Origin of the sequence: Delftia sp. GW456-R20, assembly GCF_001622915.1 — a bacterium.
GTDB lineage: Bacteria > Pseudomonadota > Gammaproteobacteria > Burkholderiales > Burkholderiaceae_C > Comamonas > Comamonas acidovorans.
In genome coordinates, this window is record NZ_LWCN01000004.1 from 2925724 (window position 1) to 2944065 (window position 18342).

Annotated in this window: 14 protein-coding genes; 10 read left to right on the plus strand and 4 right to left on the minus strand. The window is 70.1% G+C overall.

Annotation, left to right across the window (positions count from 1 at the left end; genetic code table 11):
- Nucleotides 1-136 precede the first annotated feature (136 nt).
- Nucleotides 137-1294 (minus strand): ABC transporter substrate-binding protein, encoded by a 1158-nt coding sequence (locus A4F85_RS18400; RefSeq protein WP_013804370.1) that lies wholly within the window; start codon nucleotides 1292-1294, stop codon nucleotides 137-139.
- 198 nt (nucleotides 1295-1492) lie between these two features.
- Between A4F85_RS18400 and A4F85_RS18405 the strand changes: the two genes are divergently transcribed.
- Together A4F85_RS18405 and A4F85_RS18410 are read left to right on the plus strand one after the other, a co-directional pair.
- Complete coding sequence (locus tag A4F85_RS18405; protein WP_063328022.1) at nucleotides 1493-3571, plus strand: molybdopterin-containing oxidoreductase family protein; 2079 nt, start codon at nucleotides 1493-1495, stop codon at nucleotides 3569-3571.
- Between the two features lie 90 nt (nucleotides 3572-3661).
- On the plus strand, nucleotides 3662-5437 hold the full coding sequence (locus tag A4F85_RS18410; protein WP_063328023.1) for an ABC1 kinase family protein: 1776 nt from the start codon (nucleotides 3662-3664) through the stop codon (nucleotides 5435-5437).
- Between the two features lie 219 nt (nucleotides 5438-5656).
- Here the strand turns inward: A4F85_RS18410 and A4F85_RS18415 are convergent, their stop codons facing one another.
- From A4F85_RS18415 to A4F85_RS18425, 3 genes are all read right to left on the minus strand, one after another.
- A complete protein-coding gene (locus A4F85_RS18415) occupies nucleotides 5657-6631 on the minus strand; it encodes a Bug family tripartite tricarboxylate transporter substrate binding protein (protein WP_063327384.1) in 975 nt (324 codons plus the stop codon).
- 81 nt (nucleotides 6632-6712) lie between these two features.
- Nucleotides 6713-7726: a TraB/GumN family protein gene (locus tag A4F85_RS18420; RefSeq protein WP_063327385.1), complete on the minus strand. Its 1014-nt coding sequence runs from the start codon at nucleotides 7724-7726 to the stop codon at nucleotides 6713-6715.
- Nucleotides 7723-8745 (minus strand): fumarylacetoacetate hydrolase family protein, encoded by a 1023-nt coding sequence (locus A4F85_RS18425; protein WP_034390060.1) that lies wholly within the window; start codon nucleotides 8743-8745, stop codon nucleotides 7723-7725. The genes A4F85_RS18420 and A4F85_RS18425 overlap by 4 nt, the downstream gene beginning before the upstream one ends.
- A gap of 126 nt (nucleotides 8746-8871) precedes the next feature.
- Between A4F85_RS18425 and A4F85_RS18430 the strand changes: the two genes are divergently transcribed.
- From A4F85_RS18430 to A4F85_RS18465, 8 genes are all read left to right on the plus strand, one after another.
- A complete protein-coding gene (locus A4F85_RS18430; protein ID WP_063327386.1) occupies nucleotides 8872-9651 on the plus strand; it encodes an IclR family transcriptional regulator in 780 nt (259 codons plus the stop codon).
- The gene (locus A4F85_RS18435) at nucleotides 9644-10804 is read left to right on the plus strand and encodes a DUF3108 domain-containing protein (protein WP_063327387.1); all 1161 of its coding nucleotides are present in this window, start codon (nucleotides 9644-9646) and stop codon (nucleotides 10802-10804) included. Before A4F85_RS18430 ends, A4F85_RS18435 begins: the two co-directional genes overlap by 8 nt.
- Before the next feature lie 205 nt (nucleotides 10805-11009).
- A complete protein-coding gene (locus A4F85_RS18440) occupies nucleotides 11010-11303 on the plus strand; it encodes a BTH_I0359 family protein (RefSeq protein WP_012203054.1) in 294 nt (97 codons plus the stop codon).
- Between the two features lie 244 nt (nucleotides 11304-11547).
- On the plus strand, nucleotides 11548-12996 hold the full coding sequence (locus A4F85_RS18445; RefSeq protein WP_034390051.1) for an MFS transporter: 1449 nt from the start codon (nucleotides 11548-11550) through the stop codon (nucleotides 12994-12996).
- Nucleotides 12997-13009: 13 nt separating this feature from the next.
- The gene (locus A4F85_RS18450; protein ID WP_063327388.1) at nucleotides 13010-14551 is read left to right on the plus strand and encodes an FGGY family carbohydrate kinase; all 1542 of its coding nucleotides are present in this window, start codon (nucleotides 13010-13012) and stop codon (nucleotides 14549-14551) included.
- Entirely contained in the window at nucleotides 14548-16230 is a 1683-nt protein-coding gene (locus A4F85_RS18455) for a glycerol-3-phosphate dehydrogenase/oxidase (protein WP_043820317.1), read from the plus strand. Before A4F85_RS18450 ends, A4F85_RS18455 begins: the two co-directional genes overlap by 4 nt.
- Nucleotides 16224-17774 carry an FAD-binding oxidoreductase gene (locus A4F85_RS18460; protein ID WP_043820319.1) on the plus strand — a complete coding sequence of 517 codons (1551 nt, stop codon included), beginning with the start codon at nucleotides 16224-16226 and terminating at the stop codon, nucleotides 17772-17774. Before A4F85_RS18455 ends, A4F85_RS18460 begins: the two co-directional genes overlap by 7 nt.
- Nucleotide 17775: 1 nt before the next feature.
- Nucleotides 17776-18342: a glycerol-3-phosphate responsive antiterminator gene (locus A4F85_RS18465; protein ID WP_063327389.1), complete on the plus strand. Its 567-nt coding sequence runs from the start codon at nucleotides 17776-17778 to the stop codon at nucleotides 18340-18342.

The window sequence follows — 18342 nt, forward strand, 5'->3', positions numbered from 1 at the left end:
CGGGAAAGGGGCCCGGCCCTTCGTTGCAGCCCGCTTGCGGTGTGGCAACCGCGGCGCGGGCTACGCCTCGTTCCGGGCCCCTTTCCCGGCTTTCGCGGGCACTTAAAAGTGCATAACACGCTCCAATGCTGCAAGCCTACACCCGGACCTTGCCGTCGCCGGTCAGCATGGACAACTCCACGAAGCGCGGCTTGCCGGACTGCGGCTTGAAGACCAGCGGGAAGCCGGCCACCTGCTGGCCGTGCATGGCGTCGAGCGCGGCCACCAGGCCGTCGCGCGTGGGCTTGCCCGAGGCCGATGCCTGGCGCAGCGCATCGGCGAACACGCGCGCCGCCAGATAGCCTTCCATGCTGGAATAGTTGGGCGTCAGCTTGCCGCCGCCCTTCTGGATGGCCGCCAGGAAATCGCGCGTGATCTGGCGCGAGGTCTGGAAGGGCGAGGGCACGACCTGGGTGACCACCACGCCTTCGGCATCCTTGCCCAGCGTCTCCGACAGCGCCTGGGCACCCACGAAGGACACGTTGTAGAACTGCCCGCCAAAGCCTGCCTGGCGCGCCGCGCGCACAAAGGCCGCGCTGGCCGAGTAGGTGACGATCTGCACGATCACATCGGCGCCCAGCGGCACCAGCGTCTTGACGGCCGCCGCCACATTGTTCGAGTTGCGCTCCACCGTGGCCGCGCCCACGGGCTCCAGCCCCTTGGCGGCCAGCGCCGCCTTGACACCGGCCAGGCCCGACTCGCCATAGGCATCGTTCTGGTGCAGCACGGCCACCTTCTTGAGGCCCAGGCCCGTGAGGTGGCGCACCATCAGCGCCGTCTCGTCGGCATAGGAGGCGCGCACATTGAAGACCAGGTGGGCCAGCTGGGGCTGGCGCAGCGCGTCGGCGCCCGTCAGCGGTGCGAACAGGGGCACGCGCGCCTTTTGCAGCAGCGGCAGCGCGGCCATGCTGGTGGAGGTGCCCACGTAGCCGAACAGGGCGAACACGTCGTCGGACAGGAAGCGCTGGGTATTGGCCGCGCAGCGCTCGGGCTCGTAGCCGTCGTCCATCACGCGCAGTTCGATGTTGCGCCGGGCAATGCCCCCCTGCGCGTTGAGCTGTTCGAAGTACAGCTTGGCGCCTTCATGGAAGGGCTGGCCGATCTGCGCTGCAGACCCGGTCAACGGGCAGGACTGGCCCAGCACGATGGTGCCACCCGCGTCCTGGGCGCGCACTGCGCCGGTCCAGGTGGCGGCAGCAGCCGTGCTGGCTGCGATGAACTGTCTGCGGCTGAACGCCGTCTTGGGTCGGAGCATGAACTTGCCTGTTTTTGTCACTGGAATCGGCGCCGTTGCTGCGTGCAGCCGGCTGCAAGGGTCCGCATAATAAAGACAAGCGGCGATTGCGGCATGCAAGACCGGCACCGCCCCTTGCCCGTGACGGCCTTTTCCCGTTTTCCCGGCTTTTCACGGTTTTTTCGCAAAGTACCCACCCTGTCCGAGACCGCTGCCACCATGTCCTCCGCCTCGTCCCCACTCCAGGCCACCTCACAGGTGCTGGGCGCCTGCCCCCATGACTGCCCCGATACCTGCTCGCTGGTGACCACGGTCGAAGACGGCATCGCCAAAAGAGTCCAGGGCAACCCCGCCCATCCGCACACGGGCGGCGTGCTCTGCGCCAAGGTCAGCAAGTACACCGAGCGCAGCTACCACCCCGAGCGCGTGCTCACCCCGCTGCGCCGCGTGGGGCCCAAGGGTTCCGGGCAGTTCGAGCCCGTGGGCTGGGACGAGGCGCTGGCCGACATCGCCGCGCGCCTGCAGTCCCTGGCGGCGCGCGATCCCGAAACCATCCTGCCCTACAGCTACGCAGGCACCATGGGCCTGGTGCAGGGCGAGAGCATGGACCGGCGCTTCTTCCACCAGCTCGGCGCCTCGCTGCTGGACCGCACCATCTGCTCCAGCGCCGGGGGCGAGGCCCTGAACCTGACCTATGGCGGCAAGCTGGGCATGCGCGTGGAGCATTTCACCGAAAGCCGGCTCATCGTCATCTGGGGCAGCAACAGCATCGGCAGCAGCCTGCATTTCTGGCGCTATGCGCTGGAGGCCAAGCGCAACGGCGCACGCCTGGTGTGCATAGACCCGCGCAAGACCGAGACCGCCGACAAATGCCACGAGCACCTGCAGCTGCTGCCGGGCACCGATGCCGCCCTGGCGCTGGCCCTGATGCACGAGCTGATCACGCACGGCTGGCTGGACCATGACTACATTGCGCGCCACACGCTGGGCTGGGAGGAACTCAAGGCCCGCGCCCTGCAGTGGCCGCCCGAGCGCGCGGCCCAGGTCTGCGGCCTGCCCGTGGAGCAGATCCGCCAGCTGGCGCGCGACTACGGCACCACCACGCCCGCCGCCATCCGCCTGAACTACGGCGTGCAGCGCGCGCGCGGCGGCGGCAATGCCGTGCGCGCCATCGCCTGCCTGCCGGCCCTGGTGGGCGCCTGGCGCCACCGTGCGGGCGGCCTGCTGCTGTCCGCCTCGGGCGCCCTGCCCGCGCAGCGCGCCCGACTGCAGATGCCGCACCTGCTGGGCGAACGCCGCCCGCGCACCATCAACATGAGCACCATCGGCGACGCCTTGCTGCACGAAGGCGGCAACGGCTTCGGCCCGCGCGTGGACGCCATCGTGGTCTACAACAGCAATCCCGTGGCCGTGGCGCCCGAGTCGGCCAAGGTCGTGGCCGGCTTTGCGCGCGAGAACCTGTTCACCGTGGTGCTTGAGCAGTTCATGACCGACACGGCCGACCTGGCCGACTACGTGCTGCCGGCCACCACGCAGATCGAGCACTGGGACATCCACGGCAGCTACGGCCATACCGACGTGCTGCTCAACCGCCCCGCCATCGCACCGCTGGGCCAGGCGCGCAGCAACGGCCAGATCTTCCGCGACCTGGCCGCGCACATGGCGCGGCATGACGACGCCTTTGCCGCCGCCCATTTCCAGACGGGAGACGAGCAACTGTGCCGCGAAGCCTTCGAGGGCCGCGGCGTGGACTTCAACGAGCTGATGGACAAGGGCTTTGCCACCCTGGCCCTGCCCGAGGCCCCCTTTGCCGAGGGCGGCTTCGCCACGCCCTCGGGCCGCTGCGAATTCACCATCGCCGAGCTGGCGCGGCGCGGCATGGACCCGCTGCCCGACTACCTGCCCAACTACGAAACCGCCGAAACGGATGCGCGCTACCCGCTGGCCATGATCTCGCCGCCGGCACGCAACTTTCTCAACAGCAGCTTCGTCAACGTCAAGAGCCTGCGCACCATGGAAGGCCGCCCGCTGGTGGAGCTGCACCCCGACGACGCCGCCCCGCGCGGCGTGGCCGAGGGCGACCGCGTCCGCGTCTTCAACGACCGGGGCAGCTACGAATGCCACGCCACCCTCAACGGCCGCGCGCGCCGTGGCGTGGTCAACGGCCTGGGCATCTGGTGGCGCAAGCATGGCGACAACGGCACCAACGTCAACGAGCTCACCCACCAGCGCCTGACCGACCTGGGCCGCGCGCCCAGCTTCTACGACTGCGCGGTGCAGGTGCAGCGGCTGGCCTGAGCCCCGCCCCGGAGGCGGGCGATTCCTGCTCAATGGCGTCTGGCGCATCGGCACAATGGACCGCATTGCCACCACTGACAGGAGATGCCCATGCTGCAAACCGCCGTGGTCGCCGTGCGCGACCGTGCCCGGCTGCAGGAAATCGTCGGCGTGCTGCTGCGCTTCGGGCTGGCTGACCTGGTCGACACGCTGGGCCTGGCCCGCTTCGCGCCACGCGGCAGCCAGCCCCATCCCGAGCATCCGCTGGATGCCAGCCGCCCCGAGCGCCTGCGCATGGCCCTCGAACACCTGGGTCCCAGCTTCGTCAAGCTGGGCCAGATCATGGCCACGCGCTCGGACCTGCTCGCGCCCGAATGGACGGCCGCCCTGCAGCAACTGCACAGCCACGCCGCCCCGCTGCCCTGGGAGACGGCCCAGCCGTTGATCGAACAGTCGCTGGGCCTGCCCGTGGAGCAGGTGTTCACGCATTTCGATCCCGTGCCGCTGGCCTCGGCCTCCATGGCCCAGGTGTACCGCGCGCGGCTGCCTGCGGCCGAAGACCGGGATGACCGGGATGACCGGGATGACCGGGAAGACCAGAAAGACGGCCGCGACAGCGACAGCACCCCTGCGGCCAGCGCTGCCGACATCGAAGTCGTGGTCAAGGTCCAGCGCCCCGGGCTGCGCCCCCAGATCGAAGCCGACCTGCGCCTGCTCGAGCACCTGGCGCTGCTGGCCCAGGAACAATGGCCGCAGCTGGCACGCTACCGCCCGCGCGAGGTCACGCGCCAGCTGGGCCAGGCGCTGCGCGAGGAACTGGATTTCACCGTCGAAGCCCACAACGGCGACGCCGTGGCGCGGCACTTCGCGGCCCAGCCCGAGATCGTCGTGCCGGCCATCCACTGGGCATTGAGCGGGCCGCGCCTGCTGGTGCAGGACTTCGTGCCGGGCGTGCCAGCCTCGGCCGTGGGTGCGGACCCCGCGCTGGACGGCCCGCTGCTGGCGCGCCGTGGCGCCTGCGCGTTCCTGCAGATGGTGCTGCGCGACGGCCTGTTCCACGCCGACCCGCACCCCGGCAACCTGCTGGCCCTGCCCGGCAACCGCGTGGGCTTCATCGACTTCGGCATGGTCGGGCGGCTGTCGCCCCAGCGCCGCCGCCAGGTGCTGGGCCTGATGCGCGCCCTGGTCGAGGGCCAGGGCCGCAGCCTCTCGGGCGTGCTGCTGGAATGGGCTGCCGAAAGCGAAATGCCCGGCCGCGCCCCGCCCTCGGCCGCGCGCATCGAGGCCGCCGTGGACCGCTTCGTGACCCGCCATGGCCCCGGCGCCAGCAACGGCCGCCTGGTCATGTCCCGCGCACTGCAGGACTTCATGGCCCTGGCCCGCGAAACCGGCGTGGCCCTGCCCGCCGACATGGCGCTGCTGCTCAAGGCCCTGATCACGGCCGACCAGGTGCTGCTGCAGTTGGACCCGCAATTCGACGTGGTGCAGACGGCAACGCCCCTGGTCAAGGCCCAGCTGCTGCAGCGCTACTCCCTGCGCAGCCTCGCGCGCCAGCGCCGCGCCGCCATGGCGCAGTGGCTGGAACTGGCCGACGACGCGCCGCACACCCTGCGGCTGGTGATGCAAAGACTGCGCTCGGGCCGGCTGCAGGCCGACCTGGACATACGCCACATCGACCGGCTTTCACTGGCACTGGAACGCGCCGCCACCCGCCTGGCCCTGGCCGTGGTCTCCGGCGCCTTCATCCTGGGCCTGGCCCCCGGCCTGCTGACCATGGGCCCGCGCCTGTGGGGCATCCCCCTCTTCGCCGCCCTGGGCGTGGCCGGCGCCGCCGCCAGCCTAGCCGTTCTTTTCATCACCATGCGCAGGCAGAAGGCGCTGGATTGATGGCTGGATTGATGGCTGGATTGATGGCTGGATTGATCGCTGGATTGGCGATCAGGAACGCCAAAAAAAGCAGCACCAGCGCATCAGATCAAAGCCTGGCGCCGCCCCCAAAACCGCCACGGCCCAACCCAGAGACACCGAGGAAGGGCCGCCCCGCACCGAGGGTGTCGTCCCCCTCCGCGAAGCGAGAAGGGGGAAGCGGCGCAGCCGCTCAGGGGGTCAGTCCAATTTGACGCCCGCGCTCTTGATGATCGCCCCCCAGCGCTTGGACTCCGCGCGCGACATGGCCAGGAACTGCTCGGGCGTGCCCGGCAGCGCCTCCATGCCGAAGTCCTGCATGCGCTTGACCACGGCGGGGTTGGCCAGCGCCTTGTTGAGTTCGGCGTTCAGGCGCTGCACCACGGCGGGGGGCATCTTGGCCGGGCCCAGGATGCCCTGGAAGGCATAGACCTCGGTGTCGGGCACGCCGACCTCGGCCAGCGTGGGCAGCTCGGGCAGGCTGGGCACGCGCTTGCCCGTGCCGATGGCCAGGGCGCGCACCTTGCCCGACTGGATCACGGGCAGGCCAGAGGCCAGGTCCAGGAACATGCAGGGCACCTGGCCGCCCATCACGTCGGCCAGCGCAGGCGCCGCGCCGCGATAGGGGATGTGCGTCAGGAAGGTGCCCGTGCGGTTCTTGAACATCTCCATGGCCAGGTGGTGGGGCGAGCCGTTGCCGGGCGAGGCGTAGTTGACCTGGCCCGGATGCGCCTTCACGTAGGCCAGGAATTCCTTGAAGGTCTTGGCCTCGAAGTTCGGGTTCACCACCAGCGCCATCGGGAAGCGGCTGATGCCGCCGATGTAGGTGAAGTCCTTTTCAGGATTGAAGGACAGCTTGCTGAACAGGTGCTCGTTGTAGGCCAGCACGGCGTTGTCGGCCGACATGATGGTGTAGCCGTCGGGCTTGGCCGTGGCCACGATCTGGGCGCCGATGTTGGTGGAGGCGCCGGGGCGGTTGTCCACCACGATGGTCTGGTTCAGCGTCTGGCGCATGGCCTCGGCCACGGTGCGCGCCAGCACGTCGGTGCCGCCGCCGGGCGGATAGGGCACGACCCAGCGGATGTTGCTGGCGGGCCAGTCCTGCGCCTGTGCAAAAGGCGCGGCCATGCCGACGGATGAGGCCGCCACGGCGGCCAGGAATTGTCTACGGTCCATTGTTGTCTCCTGTGGGATGGGTGTGGATGGGTCCTGGCCGCGCCCTGTAGCTCTTGTTCATGGAGGCAGCGGCCGTGTGTTTCAGGGCGAGCTGGCTGCGGGGAACTCCACGTGCTGCACCTTGAAGCCCTGGGCCGCCAGCAGCGCCGGCAGGCCGCGCGTGCCCACCATGTGCAGGGCGCCCACGGCGGCGAACACGCTGCGGCCGGAACGGATCTGCCGCGCCACTTCGCGCGCCAGGCCGGGGTTGCGGCCATAGACCATGCGGTCGTAGTCGGCGCGCTCGGCGGCATCGGCCATGCAGTCGCACCAGTCGGGCAGGCTCTCCAGCAGGTGGATGCGGCCATCGGCCCAGACGCGTGCGATCAGTCCCAGCTTCTGGGAGGCGATGCCGCTTTCCAGCTGGCGCAGGCCGGACTCCACCGTCTCGGCCACGCGCGCGGGGTCGTCCGAGACCAGCTCGCGCAGTTGCAGCTCGGGCGTCTCCAGCGACAGCACGGGCTTGCCCAGGGCCAGCGCCACGCCGGCCAGCGAGAAATCGATGCCATAGGACGCGTCCAGCCCCTCGCTGCGGCCGGCCAGCGACAACAGGGAGATCACCTGGGCGTCGGGGCGCAGCAGGGCCAGCTCGGGGCCGGCGCAGGCCAGGCGCCTTTGCTCCTCAAGCCGGCGCTGGAGATCGCCGCGCAGCGGCGGCGCATCGGGCCGGGCCTGCATGCCTGCGAACAGGACCTTCATGACATCGGGATCGAGGATGTTCAGCTCCAGCGCCAGGCTGTCGGAGGCGCGCAGCGCGTCCGCCACCGTGGGGCCGGGCACGCTCCAGTCAAGCTTGGCCGCATGCATGGTCCCGTAGAGCCAGCTGGTGCGGCCCCGGTGCTCGATGCGCCACAGCAGCCCACGGTCCTGCGCCTTGCGCTGCAGGGCGCGGATCTCGTCCGGGTCGGGCATGCGCGCCTCGGGCGGGCAGGTGACGGGGTCCGCGGCCGGGGGCGCCGCGAATGCCGCGGCCAGCGGCGACAGCGCCAGCGCGGCCAGGCCGGCGCGCAGCGACCTGCCCGCCAGGCGCCACCAGGGTGCGCAGACGCGGCTCATTCGGCAGGCTCGACGATGTTCTGGTCGATGGCGCCGAAGATGCTCTGGCCGTCCTTGCCCTTCATCTCGATGCGGATGGTGTCGCCGAAGCGCATGAACTCGGTCTTGGGCGCGCCGTCCTGGATGGTCTCTATGCAACGCTTTTCCGCGATGCAGCTGTAGCCCTTGGGCCACTCCATGCGCCGGTTCTTGCCCTTGCCGCTTTCCACGCCCTTGTTGCTCACGGTGCCGCTGCCCACGATGGAGCCGGCGCGCACATTGCGCGTCTTGCAGATATGGGCGATGAGCTGGCCGAAGTGAAAGCTCATGTCCTCGCCCGCATCGCACATGCCGACCTTGCGGCCGTTCCAGGTGGACTGCAGCGTCAGGTGCAGGCGCCCGCCCTTCCAGGCGTCGCCCAGCTCGTCCAGCGTCACGGCCACGGGGCTGAAGGAGGTGGCAGGCTTGGACTGGAAGAAGCCGAAGCCCTTGGACAGCTCATTGGGGATCAGGTTGCGCAGGCTCACGTCGTTGGCCAGCATGACCAGGCGCACGCCGCCCAGCGCACGCTCGGGCGTGGCGCCCATGGGCACGTCGGCGGTGATGACGGCGATCTCGGCCTCGAAGTCGATGCCCATGGACTCGCTGGGCACCACCACATCGTCGCAGGGGCCCAGGAAATCGTCGCTGCCGCCCTGGTACATCAGCGGGTCGGTGTAGAAATTGGCGGGCACCTCGGCGCCGCGCGCCTGGCGCACCAGCTCCACATGGTTGATGTAGGCCGAGCCGTCGGCCCATTGGTAGGCGCGCGGCAGCGGCGCCATGCACTGGCGCGGATCGAAGGCAAAGGCATGGACCGCCTTGCCGCTGTTGAGCAGGTGGTACAGGTCCTGCAGCTGGGGCGCCATGTAGCTCCAGTCGTCGAGCACCTGCTGCAGGCGGCTCGCTATGCCGGTCGCATAATGGGCCTGGCTCAGGTCGCGTGACACCACGACCAGTTGCCCGTCCCGCGATCCGTCCTTGTATGTGGCAAGTTTCATGCTGCTCCCCCGTGCCGCCGCCGCGCGCCACGGCATCCGGGCAGCGGCCTGGATACCCATGGCGACGCAGCCACGAATTACGATAAGTTAAATTGATTTAACTAAACAAAACCAAATTCTATTGCAATGGACAAGGAACGCGCAGGGATTCAATCGGTCGAGGTCGGTTTTACATTGCTGGAGGCGCTGACGCGCGCCCGGGGCCCGCAGATGCTCAAGGACCTGGCATCCGACGCCGGCATGAGCGCCGCCAAGGCGCACCGCTACCTCGTGAGCTTCCAGCGCATCGGCCTGGTCACCCAGGACGCGCGCACCTCCCGCTACGACCTGGGCCCGGCCTCGCTCAAGCTGGGCCTGGCCTCGCTGGCGCGGCTGGACCCCGTGCGGCTGGCGCGCGAACGCATGCCCGCACTCATGGAGCGCATCCACCACACGGCGGCCATCGCCGTTTGGGGCAACCACGGGCCGACCATCGTGCACTGGGAGGAAAGCGCCCAGTCGGTCACCGCCAACCTGCGCCTGGGCGACGTCATGCCCATGCTGGCCTCGGCCACCGGGCGCTGCTTCGCGGCCTGGCTGCCGCGCGAGGTCACGGCCCCGCTGCTGGAGCCCGAATTGGACAAGGCCCGCCGCATCCAGCGCAAGGACCTGCCGCTCACGCCCGAGGCCATAGACGCCATGCTGGCCGAGGTGCGCGAGCGCGGCACCGCCCGCGTGGTCGATACCGTGCTGCCCGGCATCGTGGCCTTTTGCACGCCGGTCTTCGAATCCTCGGGCCATATCGTGCTGGGCCTGACCACGCTGGGCTCGATTGCCACCTTCGACCCCGAATACGGCGGCGCCATCGATGCCCCCCTGCGCGAGGCCTGCGTCCAGCTGTCCCAGGACCTGGGCTGGAATGCCTGAAATGCACCTACGCCAGCGCGCCCTGCCCGCCCTCACCGCCGTGGTGCTGGGCGTGCACGCCCTGGCCCTGCTGGGCCTGCCGCTGTGGAGCCAGGTGTCAGCGCCGCACACCGAGGTGGCAGCCATGCAGACGCGGGCGCTGTCCCTGCCCGAGCCACCCGCCCCCCCGCCTGCAGCGCCCGTACCCGCACCGAAGGCGCCTGCGCCCAAGCCGCAGCAGCCTCGCCCCAAGGTCCAGCGCCCGGCACCCGCCGCGCCCACGCCCGAGCCGCTGGACACGCCCATCCGCGAAACCGTCGAACCCTTGCCGATGGCCGCAGCGCCGGAGCCTGCCGCATCGGAAGCCTCTGAAACCGCCGATGCCGGCAGCGGGGCAACCCCGACCACACCGCCGGCGCCGCCCGCTCCCAAGCCCGAACCCGAAACACCGCCCACTCCCTCGGCCGGCCCGGCCCAGGGCATGGCCATCACCTCGCCCGATGGCACGCCGCTGGCCTCCGACGCCCCCGTTCCCGTGCAACTGCCCGATCCCGCGCGGCTGTCGTTCGCAGTCACCGGCCAGGCCAAGCGCTTCAACTACTCGGCCAGTGCCGAGCTGGTCTGGCGCCATGCCAACGGCCAGTACCAGGCCAGCCAGGAAGTCAGCCTGTTCCTGCTGGGCTCACGCTCGCAAACCAGTGAAGGCCGCATCACGGACAGGGGCCTGGAGCCCAGCCGCTTCAACGACAAGGCACGCAAGGAGCAATCGGCGCAGCTGGCGTTCGACCAGAACCTGGCGCACTTCAGCACGGGCGCGCCCGATGCCGCCATCGCGCCCGGCGCGCAGGACCGGCTCAGCGTGTTCCTGCAGCTGTCGGCCCTGCTGGCGGCGGCGCCGCAGCGCTACCCGGCGGGCACGCAGATCAGCTTCATCACCGTCAGCGCACGGCGCGCCGACCGCTGGACCTTCCGCGTGGGTGAGACCGAGACGCTGCACCTGCCCTCGGGCAGCACGCAGGCGCTGCGGCTGGACAAGATCGCGGCGGCCGGCGATGACCAGCAGGCCTCGCTGTGGCTGGCGCCATCCATGCAATACCTGCCCGTGCGCATCCGGCTGGCGCAGGACAACGGCGACTTCGCCGACCTGCAGCTCAAGGGCCGCCAGGCGCCCTGATCGCGGGTAGGCCGGCACTTGCAGGCACCGCTGCCGCCCGCCTACCACAGCGCGGCCTGCGGCGCACGCCGCCGCGCATGCCAATCCGTGGAATACTGCATGCAAGTGCCTGTGATAGATCGGGACCCCCACGGTTCTTGAAATCCGGCGCTTCGCAGCCATGTAGGCTGTGCGACGCCCGGCAACGGGCCAGAAAGGGAACACCATGCAAATGCTTTACGACTCCGAATCTTTTGTGGTGCTCCATCTGCGTCCCGACATGGATCCGGATGCAACGGCTGGCAATGAGGCAGTCGACACCGCCCGCCAACTGCCACGCCACGGCTTCGAGATCGTGGACAAGCGCTCGGGCAAGGAGGTCTACCTGGACGGTTCCTGGGCCGAGATGTTCCAAAAGCAGATCATTGCCTGGCAGCTCGACGCCCCCACCGAGGAAGAGGTGGAAGACGCGCTGGATCGCTACGCCGGCCTGGCCCAGCAGCCCGTCGTGGTCCACTGACAACAGCACACAGCGCACGGCCCCCTGAAGGGGCCGCGTGCCAAGCCCGCCGCAGGTTCTCTGCGGCGGGCTTTTTCTTTGGGCGCGGCCATTGCACGGACCCTGGTGCTTTCACCGATCCGCAGCCCGCGCCTCCTGCCTAGAATCCTGAGCGCAGGTTCAAGATTTGAAGACCATCTGTGAGATGGTCTTGTCACGCCTGTGTGGTGTGCGCCGGCCTCTTGCAGACAACCAGGAGGCAGCGATGCAAACCACAGGCCACAGCATTCGTGGCGTTCAGGATGTCATCTCGTACATCGACGCACGCCAGGGCATTTCAGGCCGCGCCGGCACCATCTGGTGGCTGGCACTCGGCGGCCTTTTCCTCGACGCCTTTTCCAACTCCGCGCTCAGCGTGGGCCTGGGGCCCATGACGCGCGACCAGCAGCTCACGCCGGCCGAGGTGGCCTGGATGACGTCGCTGGCTTCCTGGGTGTCCATCGCCTTCAACCCCATCGGCGGCTGGATGGCCGACCGCTGGGGCCGCATGCGCCCGCTGGTCATCGCCAAGGTGCTGGCCGTGGCCGGTGCGCTGCTGGTCAGCATGGCGCCCGACTACGCCACCATCCTCTTCGGCCGCTTCTTCGTGGGCGCGGCCTATGGCATCGACTTCGCCATCGCCATGGCGGTGCTGGCCGAATTCACGCCCGCACGCCTCAAGAGCCGGCTCAATGTCTGGCAAGGCATGTGGTACATGGCCGTGTGCAGCAACTTGGTGCTGGCGCTGTGGTTCCACTCCTGGGACGTGGGCGATTCGCTGTGGCGCTACTCGGTCGCGGCCACGGCCGTGTTCGGCGTGTTCATCCTGGGCATGCAGGCCGCGCTGCTGGTGGAAAGCCCGACCTGGCTGGCACGCAAGGAGCGGCTGGACGACGCGGCCCGCGCCATGACGCGCATCTATGGCCAGACCTTCAGGGCAGCGCCCCTTGCCGAGCGCCTGCCCGTGCTCAACCCGGCCCGGCGCGGCCTGGCCAATGTGCTGCTGATCTTTCGCGGCATCTACCTGCCGCGCACGCTGCTGGCGGCCACGGTGCAGATAGGCCAGTCCATCCAGTACTTTGCCGTGGGCTGGTACCTGCCGCTGATCAGCGCCTCGCTGTTCGGCAAGGACTTCCGCGAGGCCACGCTGGGCGCGCTGGTGTTCAACGTGTTCGGCATCGTCGGCGGCTTCCTGTCGCCCGTCATCGGGCGCCGGCTGGGCCTGCGGCGGGCCTCGGCCTTCGGCTTTGCGCTGGTGTTCCTGATGCTGCTGGTGCTGGGCCTGTTCAACGGCCGCATGCCCATCTGGCTGGCCGTGGCCGTGCCCTCGCTGTTCATCCTCTTTCACTCGGGCGGGCCCGGCGCCAACGGCAAGAGCCTGTCCACGCTGTCGTTCCGCAGCGAGCTGCGCGCGGGCGCCAACGGCGTGATCGGCGCGCTGGGCGCCATGGGCGCGGCGCTGGGGCTGCTGGTGTTCCCGCTGTTCCGCCAGCAGTACGGGCTGGAGAACACCTTCCTCATCCTGTCCGTGGTGCCGCTGCTGGCCAGCATCGTCTGCTTTTCCATCCGCTGGGACCCCACGCGCACCACGGTGAATCCCGACGACGAGCCCGGCGCGCCCCAGTTCGCGGACGATGCCGCCCCGCCCGCCAAGGTCGCTCAAACCACCGCCTGAAAGAGACCACCCCATGCACCATGAAGCCGTGATCCTTTGCATAGACGAAGGCACCTCGGGCACGCGCGCCGCCGTCGTGGGACGCGACGGGCAGGTGTCCGCCCAGGACTATCTGCCGCTGGAAATCCACTGCCCGCGCCCCGGCGTGGTCGAGCAGGACGCCGACCTGCTGCTGGAGCGCACGCTGGACGTGTGCCGCCGCGCCATCGCCCGCGCCCAGGGCTGCGGCCAGCAGATCGTGGCCCTGGCCATTGCCAACCAGCGCTGCTCGGCCGTGCTCTGGGATACGGCCACGGGCCGGTCGCTGGCGCCCATCATGGTCTGGCAGGACTCGCGCCACCGCGACGAACTGGCCCTGCTGGCCGGCGACTGGGATGCGCGGCTGATCCGCCACGCGGGCCGGCCCGTGGGCGTGCGTTCGCCCTACCTGTGGGCCGCGCGCAAGCTGCGTGAGGATGCGGCCGTGGCCCGTGCCTGGCAGCAGCGCCGCCTGGCCTTCGGCACCATCGACTCCTGGCTGCTGTGGCATCTGTCGGATGCGCGCGCCGTGGTCACCACGCCCACCAATGTGACCTCGGGCAACGCCTATGCATTGGGCGATCACCGCTACCTGCAGGACTGGCTGGACGCGCTGGAGTTTCCCGCCGAGCTGCTGCCCCGCCTGTGCGAGGACGTGCAGGACTTCGGCCGCACGCGCACCGAGCTGCTGGGCCTGGCCGTGCCCATCCTGGCCTGCGCGGGCGACCAGCATGCGGCCGCCGTGGGCCTGGGCTGCCTGGAGCGGGGCCAGGCGCTGTGCGTGCATGGCACGGGCAGCTTCGTCGATGTGCTCACGGGAACAAAGCTGCCCGCGCATGACGCGGCCCATGAAAGCTCGCTGACCATGACGGCGCGGCGCATGGGCGGTGTCTCGCGCTATGCCATCGAGACCTATGTGCCCACCACGGGCTCGGCGCTCAACTGGATCTGCGAGAAGCTGCAGTGGTTCGACAACCCGCAGCAGATCAGCGCCCTGGCCCGCGAGGCCGAGACGCCGGCCGACCTGGTCTTCATCCCCGCGCTCACCGGCCTGCGCCTGCCGGCCATGGAGCCGGGCGCGCGGGCCTCGATCTCGGGCGTGTCCATGGCCACCTCGCGGCCGCAGCTGGCGCGCTCCATCCTCGAAGGCATTGCGCATTCCGTGGCCTCCTGCGTGCAGGCGGACGAGGCGGCCTCGGGCACCGAGGTGGGCGAGCTGCTGGTGGGCGGCGGCCTGTCGGGCAGCGATGCCCTGCTGCAGATCCAGGCCGACCTGGGCGGCCTGCCCGTGCGCCGTCTGGCCGATACCGACAAGGCCAGCCTGCGCGGCATCGCCTTCATGGCCGGCAGCGCGGGCCTGCTGTGGGACGGGCTGGAGCAGGCCTGCGCCACGCTGCGCACCGAAGCGGTCTTCACCCCGCGCATGGCGGCCGACGAGCGCGGCGAGCGCCGCCGCATCTGGCGCGCCCGCGTGGGCGACGAACTGGCCCGCGCCCGGGCCCCCGGCCGCAGCGCCGCCCTGGAGGGCTGCGCATGATGCAATGGCCCTTTGGCAAGGAACGCAGGGATAGCGCCGCACTGACCCAGACCGCGCCGCTGCAGCTGCAGCGCGCGGACCAGCTCGCGCGGCTGGGCGACGAGGCCTTCGACCTGCTGGTCATCGGCGGCGGCATCACGGGCGCCTATGCGGCGCTGGACGCCAGCCTGCGCGGCCTGCGCGTGGCGCTGGTGGAGAAGGACGACTTCGCCTCGGGCACCTCGTCCAAGTCCTCCAAGATGGTGCACGGCGGCCTGCGCTACATCGAGCAGGGCAACCTGGGGCTGGTGCGGCACTCGCTGCTGGAGCGCCAGCGCCTGCGCCGCAATGCGCGGCACCTGGTGCAGCGCCTGCCCTTCCTGTTTCCCGTGATGGAGCGCGACGGCGTCTTCGACGCCCGCCTGGCCAAGGCCTTCGGCAGCCTGCTGTGGACCTACGACCTGGCCGGCGGCTGGCGCGAAGGCATCCTGCACCGCAAGCTCGGCAAGGCCGAGGTGCTGTCGCACTGCCCGAGCTTTCGCGAAGAGCAGCTCCTGGGCGGCTACATGTACTTCGACGCGCGCGTGGACGATGCGCGGCTCACGCTGGCCGTGGCGCGCACCGCGGCCTTCCACGGCGCGGCCGTGCTCAACCACTGCCAGGCCACCGCTGTCACGCGCAACGCCCACGGCCGCGTGGATGGCGCCATCGTCCAGGCCGATGGCCGCGAGATCACGGTGCGCGCGCGCAGCGTGGTCATGGCCACGGGCGTGTGGCTGCGCGACTGGGATGGCCGCAAGCCCGGCCAGGAGCCCCGGCTGCACGTGCGCCCCGCCAAGGGCGTGCACGTGGCCATTCCCTGGCTGCGCATACGCAACGACTGCACCGTCACCATTCCCGTGCCGGGCCGCAGCCGGCGCGCCACCATCACGCGCTGGGGCGATGTCTCCTACCTGGGCACCACCGACGAGGACTACGCAGGTGGCCTGGACGATGTGCACTGCACGCGCACCGAGCTGGACTTCCTGCTGGAAGGCGCGCGCTCCGCACTCAAGGTGGACCTCTCGCCCGAGGACGTGGTCGGCTCCATCGCCGGCTGCCGCCCCCTGGTCGGCCCGCCCGGCGGCAAGACCGTGGAGATGAAGCGCAACCACGAAATCCATGTGGCAGCCGACGGCCTGGTCACCATCGTCGGCGGCAAGCTCACCACCTCGCGCCACATGGCCGAGCAGACCGTGGACGCCGTCGAGAAACTGCTGGGCCGGCGCACGCGCTGCACCACCACCTCGGCCTTTGTGCTGGGCGCGGCCGGCTACGACGCCCAGGCCATCACGGCCACGGGCGGCCTCTCGGCCCACCTGGGCGAGCGCTACGGCACGGAGGCGCGCTTCGTCAGCGACCTGCTGGCCGCACGGCCCGAACTGGCCCGGCCCATCGTGCAGGGCCTGCCCCATACCGAGGCTGAGGTCCTCTACGCCGTGCGCCACGAAATGGCGGCCAGCGTGGACGACGTGCTCTCGCGCCGCCTGCGCGCCCGCCTCATGGCGCGCGATGCCTCGGCCCACGCCGCGCAGCGCGTGGGCGACATCCTGGCCGATGAACTGGGACTGGCACCCGCGCAGGTGGCGCAACAGGTCCACGACTACCGCCGCGCCGTGGAGCGCGAAAAACAGATTTTGATGGGAGACATCCAATGCTGAGCAAAGACGCAATCGCCCGCGGCTACAACCGCCGCAACTACGTGGTGGGCGCCCCCACGACACCGGGCTGGGCGGCGCAGGCCGCACCTGCAGCCGACCGCCCTGCCTCCGAAGGTCCTGCCTGCGGCCTGCAGCACGAACCCGTGGCCGTGCCCGAGGCCGCGCTCGCCGCACTGCGCACCGCCTGCGACCGCGTGCAGACCGAGCGCGCCGAGATCGTCGCCGGCACGCGCGACTGGTGGGCCCGCACCATGGTGGCCGAGACCTCGGGCCACCCGGCCACGCCGCAGGCCGTCATCGCCCATGCATCCACCGTGGAGCAGGTGCAGGCCGTGATGCGCATTGCCGACGCGCACGCCATTCCCGTCACCGTCTCGGCCGGGCGCAGCAACGTCACGGGCGCGGCCCTGCCCCTGCGCGGCGGCATCGTGCTGGACCTGTGCGAACTCAATCGCTTCATCGCCATGGACGAGCAAAGCCAGATCGTCGAGGTCGAGGCCGGCATGTTCGGCGACGTGTTCGAGGAAACCATCCAGCGCCGCCACGGCATGACCATGGGCCACTGGCCCTCGTCCTTCGGCATCAGCACCGTGGGCGGCTGGGTGGCCTGCCGGGGCGCAGGCCAGCTGTCCACGCGCTACGGAAAGATCGAGGACATGGTCCACGGCATGGATGTGGTGCTGGCCGATGGCCGCCTCGTCACCGTGGGCGGCTACGCGCGCGCGGCCATCGGGCCGGACCTGCAGCAGCTGTTCATCGGCTCGGAAGGCACGCTGGGCGTGATCGTGCGCATCCGCTTCAAGCTGCACCGCCTGCCCGACCACGGCCGCGCCATCGCCTATGGCTTCGCCAGCTTTGCCCAGGGCCTGGAGGCCTGCCGCCAGATCCTGCAGCAAGGCGCCAACCCCGCCGCGCTGCGGCTGTATGACGCGCTGGAAAGCGGCGTGCAATTCGGCCGCAGCGACCTCAACGTGCTGCTGATCGCCGACGAAGGCGCGCCCGAGATTGTCGATGCCGTCATGGCCATCTGCGAGCGTGTGTGTGCACCCTTGGGTGAACGGCTGGACGGCGCCGCCACCCTGGAGCGCTGGCTGGACACGCGCTACCTGACCGGCAAGAGCGCCGAGGGCTTCAAGAAAGGCCCGGGCTTCGTCGCCGACACGCTGGAGATGTGCGGCCCCTGGAAAGACCTGCCGGCCATCTACGAGGAAGTGGTCGCCGCGCTGCAGGCCATCCCCGGCACCCTGGCCGGCTCGGCCCACCAGTCGCATGCCTATGTGGATGGCGCCTGCCTGTACTTTTCGCTGCGCGGCGAGGTGGCCGTGGACCAGCGCGCCCAGTGGTACCGCGCGGCCTGGGACGCGGCCAACGCCGTGCTGCTGCGCCACGGCGCCACGCTCAGCCACCACCACGGCGTGGGCCTGCTGCGCGCGCCCTACATGCGGCAGTCGCTGGGCCCGGCCTTTGCGCTGCTGGAGGCAACCAAGCGCATGCTGGACCCCAAGAACCTGCTCAACCCCGGCAAGCTGGGGCTGGACCTCTGACATGGGCCGCCCGGACAACTCCCTGGGCGCGCGGCTGGCGCGCCGCCCCGTCATCGCCACCCTGTACGGGGCCGAGCAGATGGACGCGCTGCTGGCCAGCCAGGCCGAAGTCGCCATCGTCGCCAACATCGAACTGCGCCGCCTGCGCTCTGTGATCTCCACCATCACCGGGGCGGGCAAGATCGCCATCGTCAACATCGACAGCTGCGACGGCATCTCGCCCGACAAGAGCGGCGTGGACTACCTTGTGGACCTGGGCGCCAGCAGCCTGCTGTCCACGCGCGTGGCCACCATCCAGCGCGCCAACAAGGCCGGGCTGCTGACCATGCAAAAGGTCTTCGTCACCGACCGCTCCACCTGGCCGCGCAGCATCAAGGCCGTGGAGCAGAGCGACCCCAACCTCGTGCAGATCATGCCCGCCCCCATGCTGGCCCACATCACCGAGGCCGAGCGCCGCATCCTGCCGCCCCTGGTGGCTTCGGGCTTCGTCTGCAGCCAGGACCAGGTCCAGCAGGCGCTGGCCGGTGGTGCGATTGCGGTGTCTACCAGCGACAGTGGGCTGTGGTGA

Excerpts from the sequence above, each read along its gene's own strand:
- A4F85_RS18400 (WP_013804370.1), bottom strand. The coding sequence starts at position 1,294 with ATGCTCCGACCCAAGACGGCGTTCAGCCGCAGACAGTTCATCGCAGCC.
- A4F85_RS18405 (WP_063328022.1), top strand. The coding sequence starts at position 1,493 with ATGTCCTCCGCCTCGTCCCCACTCCAGGCCACCTCACAGGTGCTGGGC.
- A4F85_RS18410 (WP_063328023.1), top strand. The coding sequence starts at position 3,662 with ATGCTGCAAACCGCCGTGGTCGCCGTGCGCGACCGTGCCCGGCTGCAG.
- A4F85_RS18415 (WP_063327384.1), bottom strand. The coding sequence starts at position 6,631 with ATGGACCGTAGACAATTCCTGGCCGCCGTGGCGGCCTCATCCGTCGGC.
- A4F85_RS18420 (WP_063327385.1), bottom strand. The coding sequence starts at position 7,726 with ATGAGCCGCGTCTGCGCACCCTGGTGGCGCCTGGCGGGCAGGTCGCTG.
- A4F85_RS18425 (WP_034390060.1), bottom strand. The coding sequence starts at position 8,745 with ATGAAACTTGCCACATACAAGGACGGATCGCGGGACGGGCAACTGGTC.
- A4F85_RS18430 (WP_063327386.1), top strand. The coding sequence starts at position 8,872 with ATGGACAAGGAACGCGCAGGGATTCAATCGGTCGAGGTCGGTTTTACA.
- A4F85_RS18435 (WP_063327387.1), top strand. The coding sequence starts at position 9,644 with ATGCCTGAAATGCACCTACGCCAGCGCGCCCTGCCCGCCCTCACCGCC.
- A4F85_RS18440 (WP_012203054.1), top strand. The coding sequence starts at position 11,010 with ATGCAAATGCTTTACGACTCCGAATCTTTTGTGGTGCTCCATCTGCGT.
- A4F85_RS18445 (WP_034390051.1), top strand. The coding sequence starts at position 11,548 with ATGCAAACCACAGGCCACAGCATTCGTGGCGTTCAGGATGTCATCTCG.
- A4F85_RS18450 (WP_063327388.1), top strand. The coding sequence starts at position 13,010 with ATGCACCATGAAGCCGTGATCCTTTGCATAGACGAAGGCACCTCGGGC.
- A4F85_RS18455 (WP_043820317.1), top strand. The coding sequence starts at position 14,548 with ATGATGCAATGGCCCTTTGGCAAGGAACGCAGGGATAGCGCCGCACTG.
- A4F85_RS18460 (WP_043820319.1), top strand. The coding sequence starts at position 16,224 with ATGCTGAGCAAAGACGCAATCGCCCGCGGCTACAACCGCCGCAACTAC.
- A4F85_RS18465 (WP_063327389.1), top strand. The coding sequence starts at position 17,776 with ATGGGCCGCCCGGACAACTCCCTGGGCGCGCGGCTGGCGCGCCGCCCC.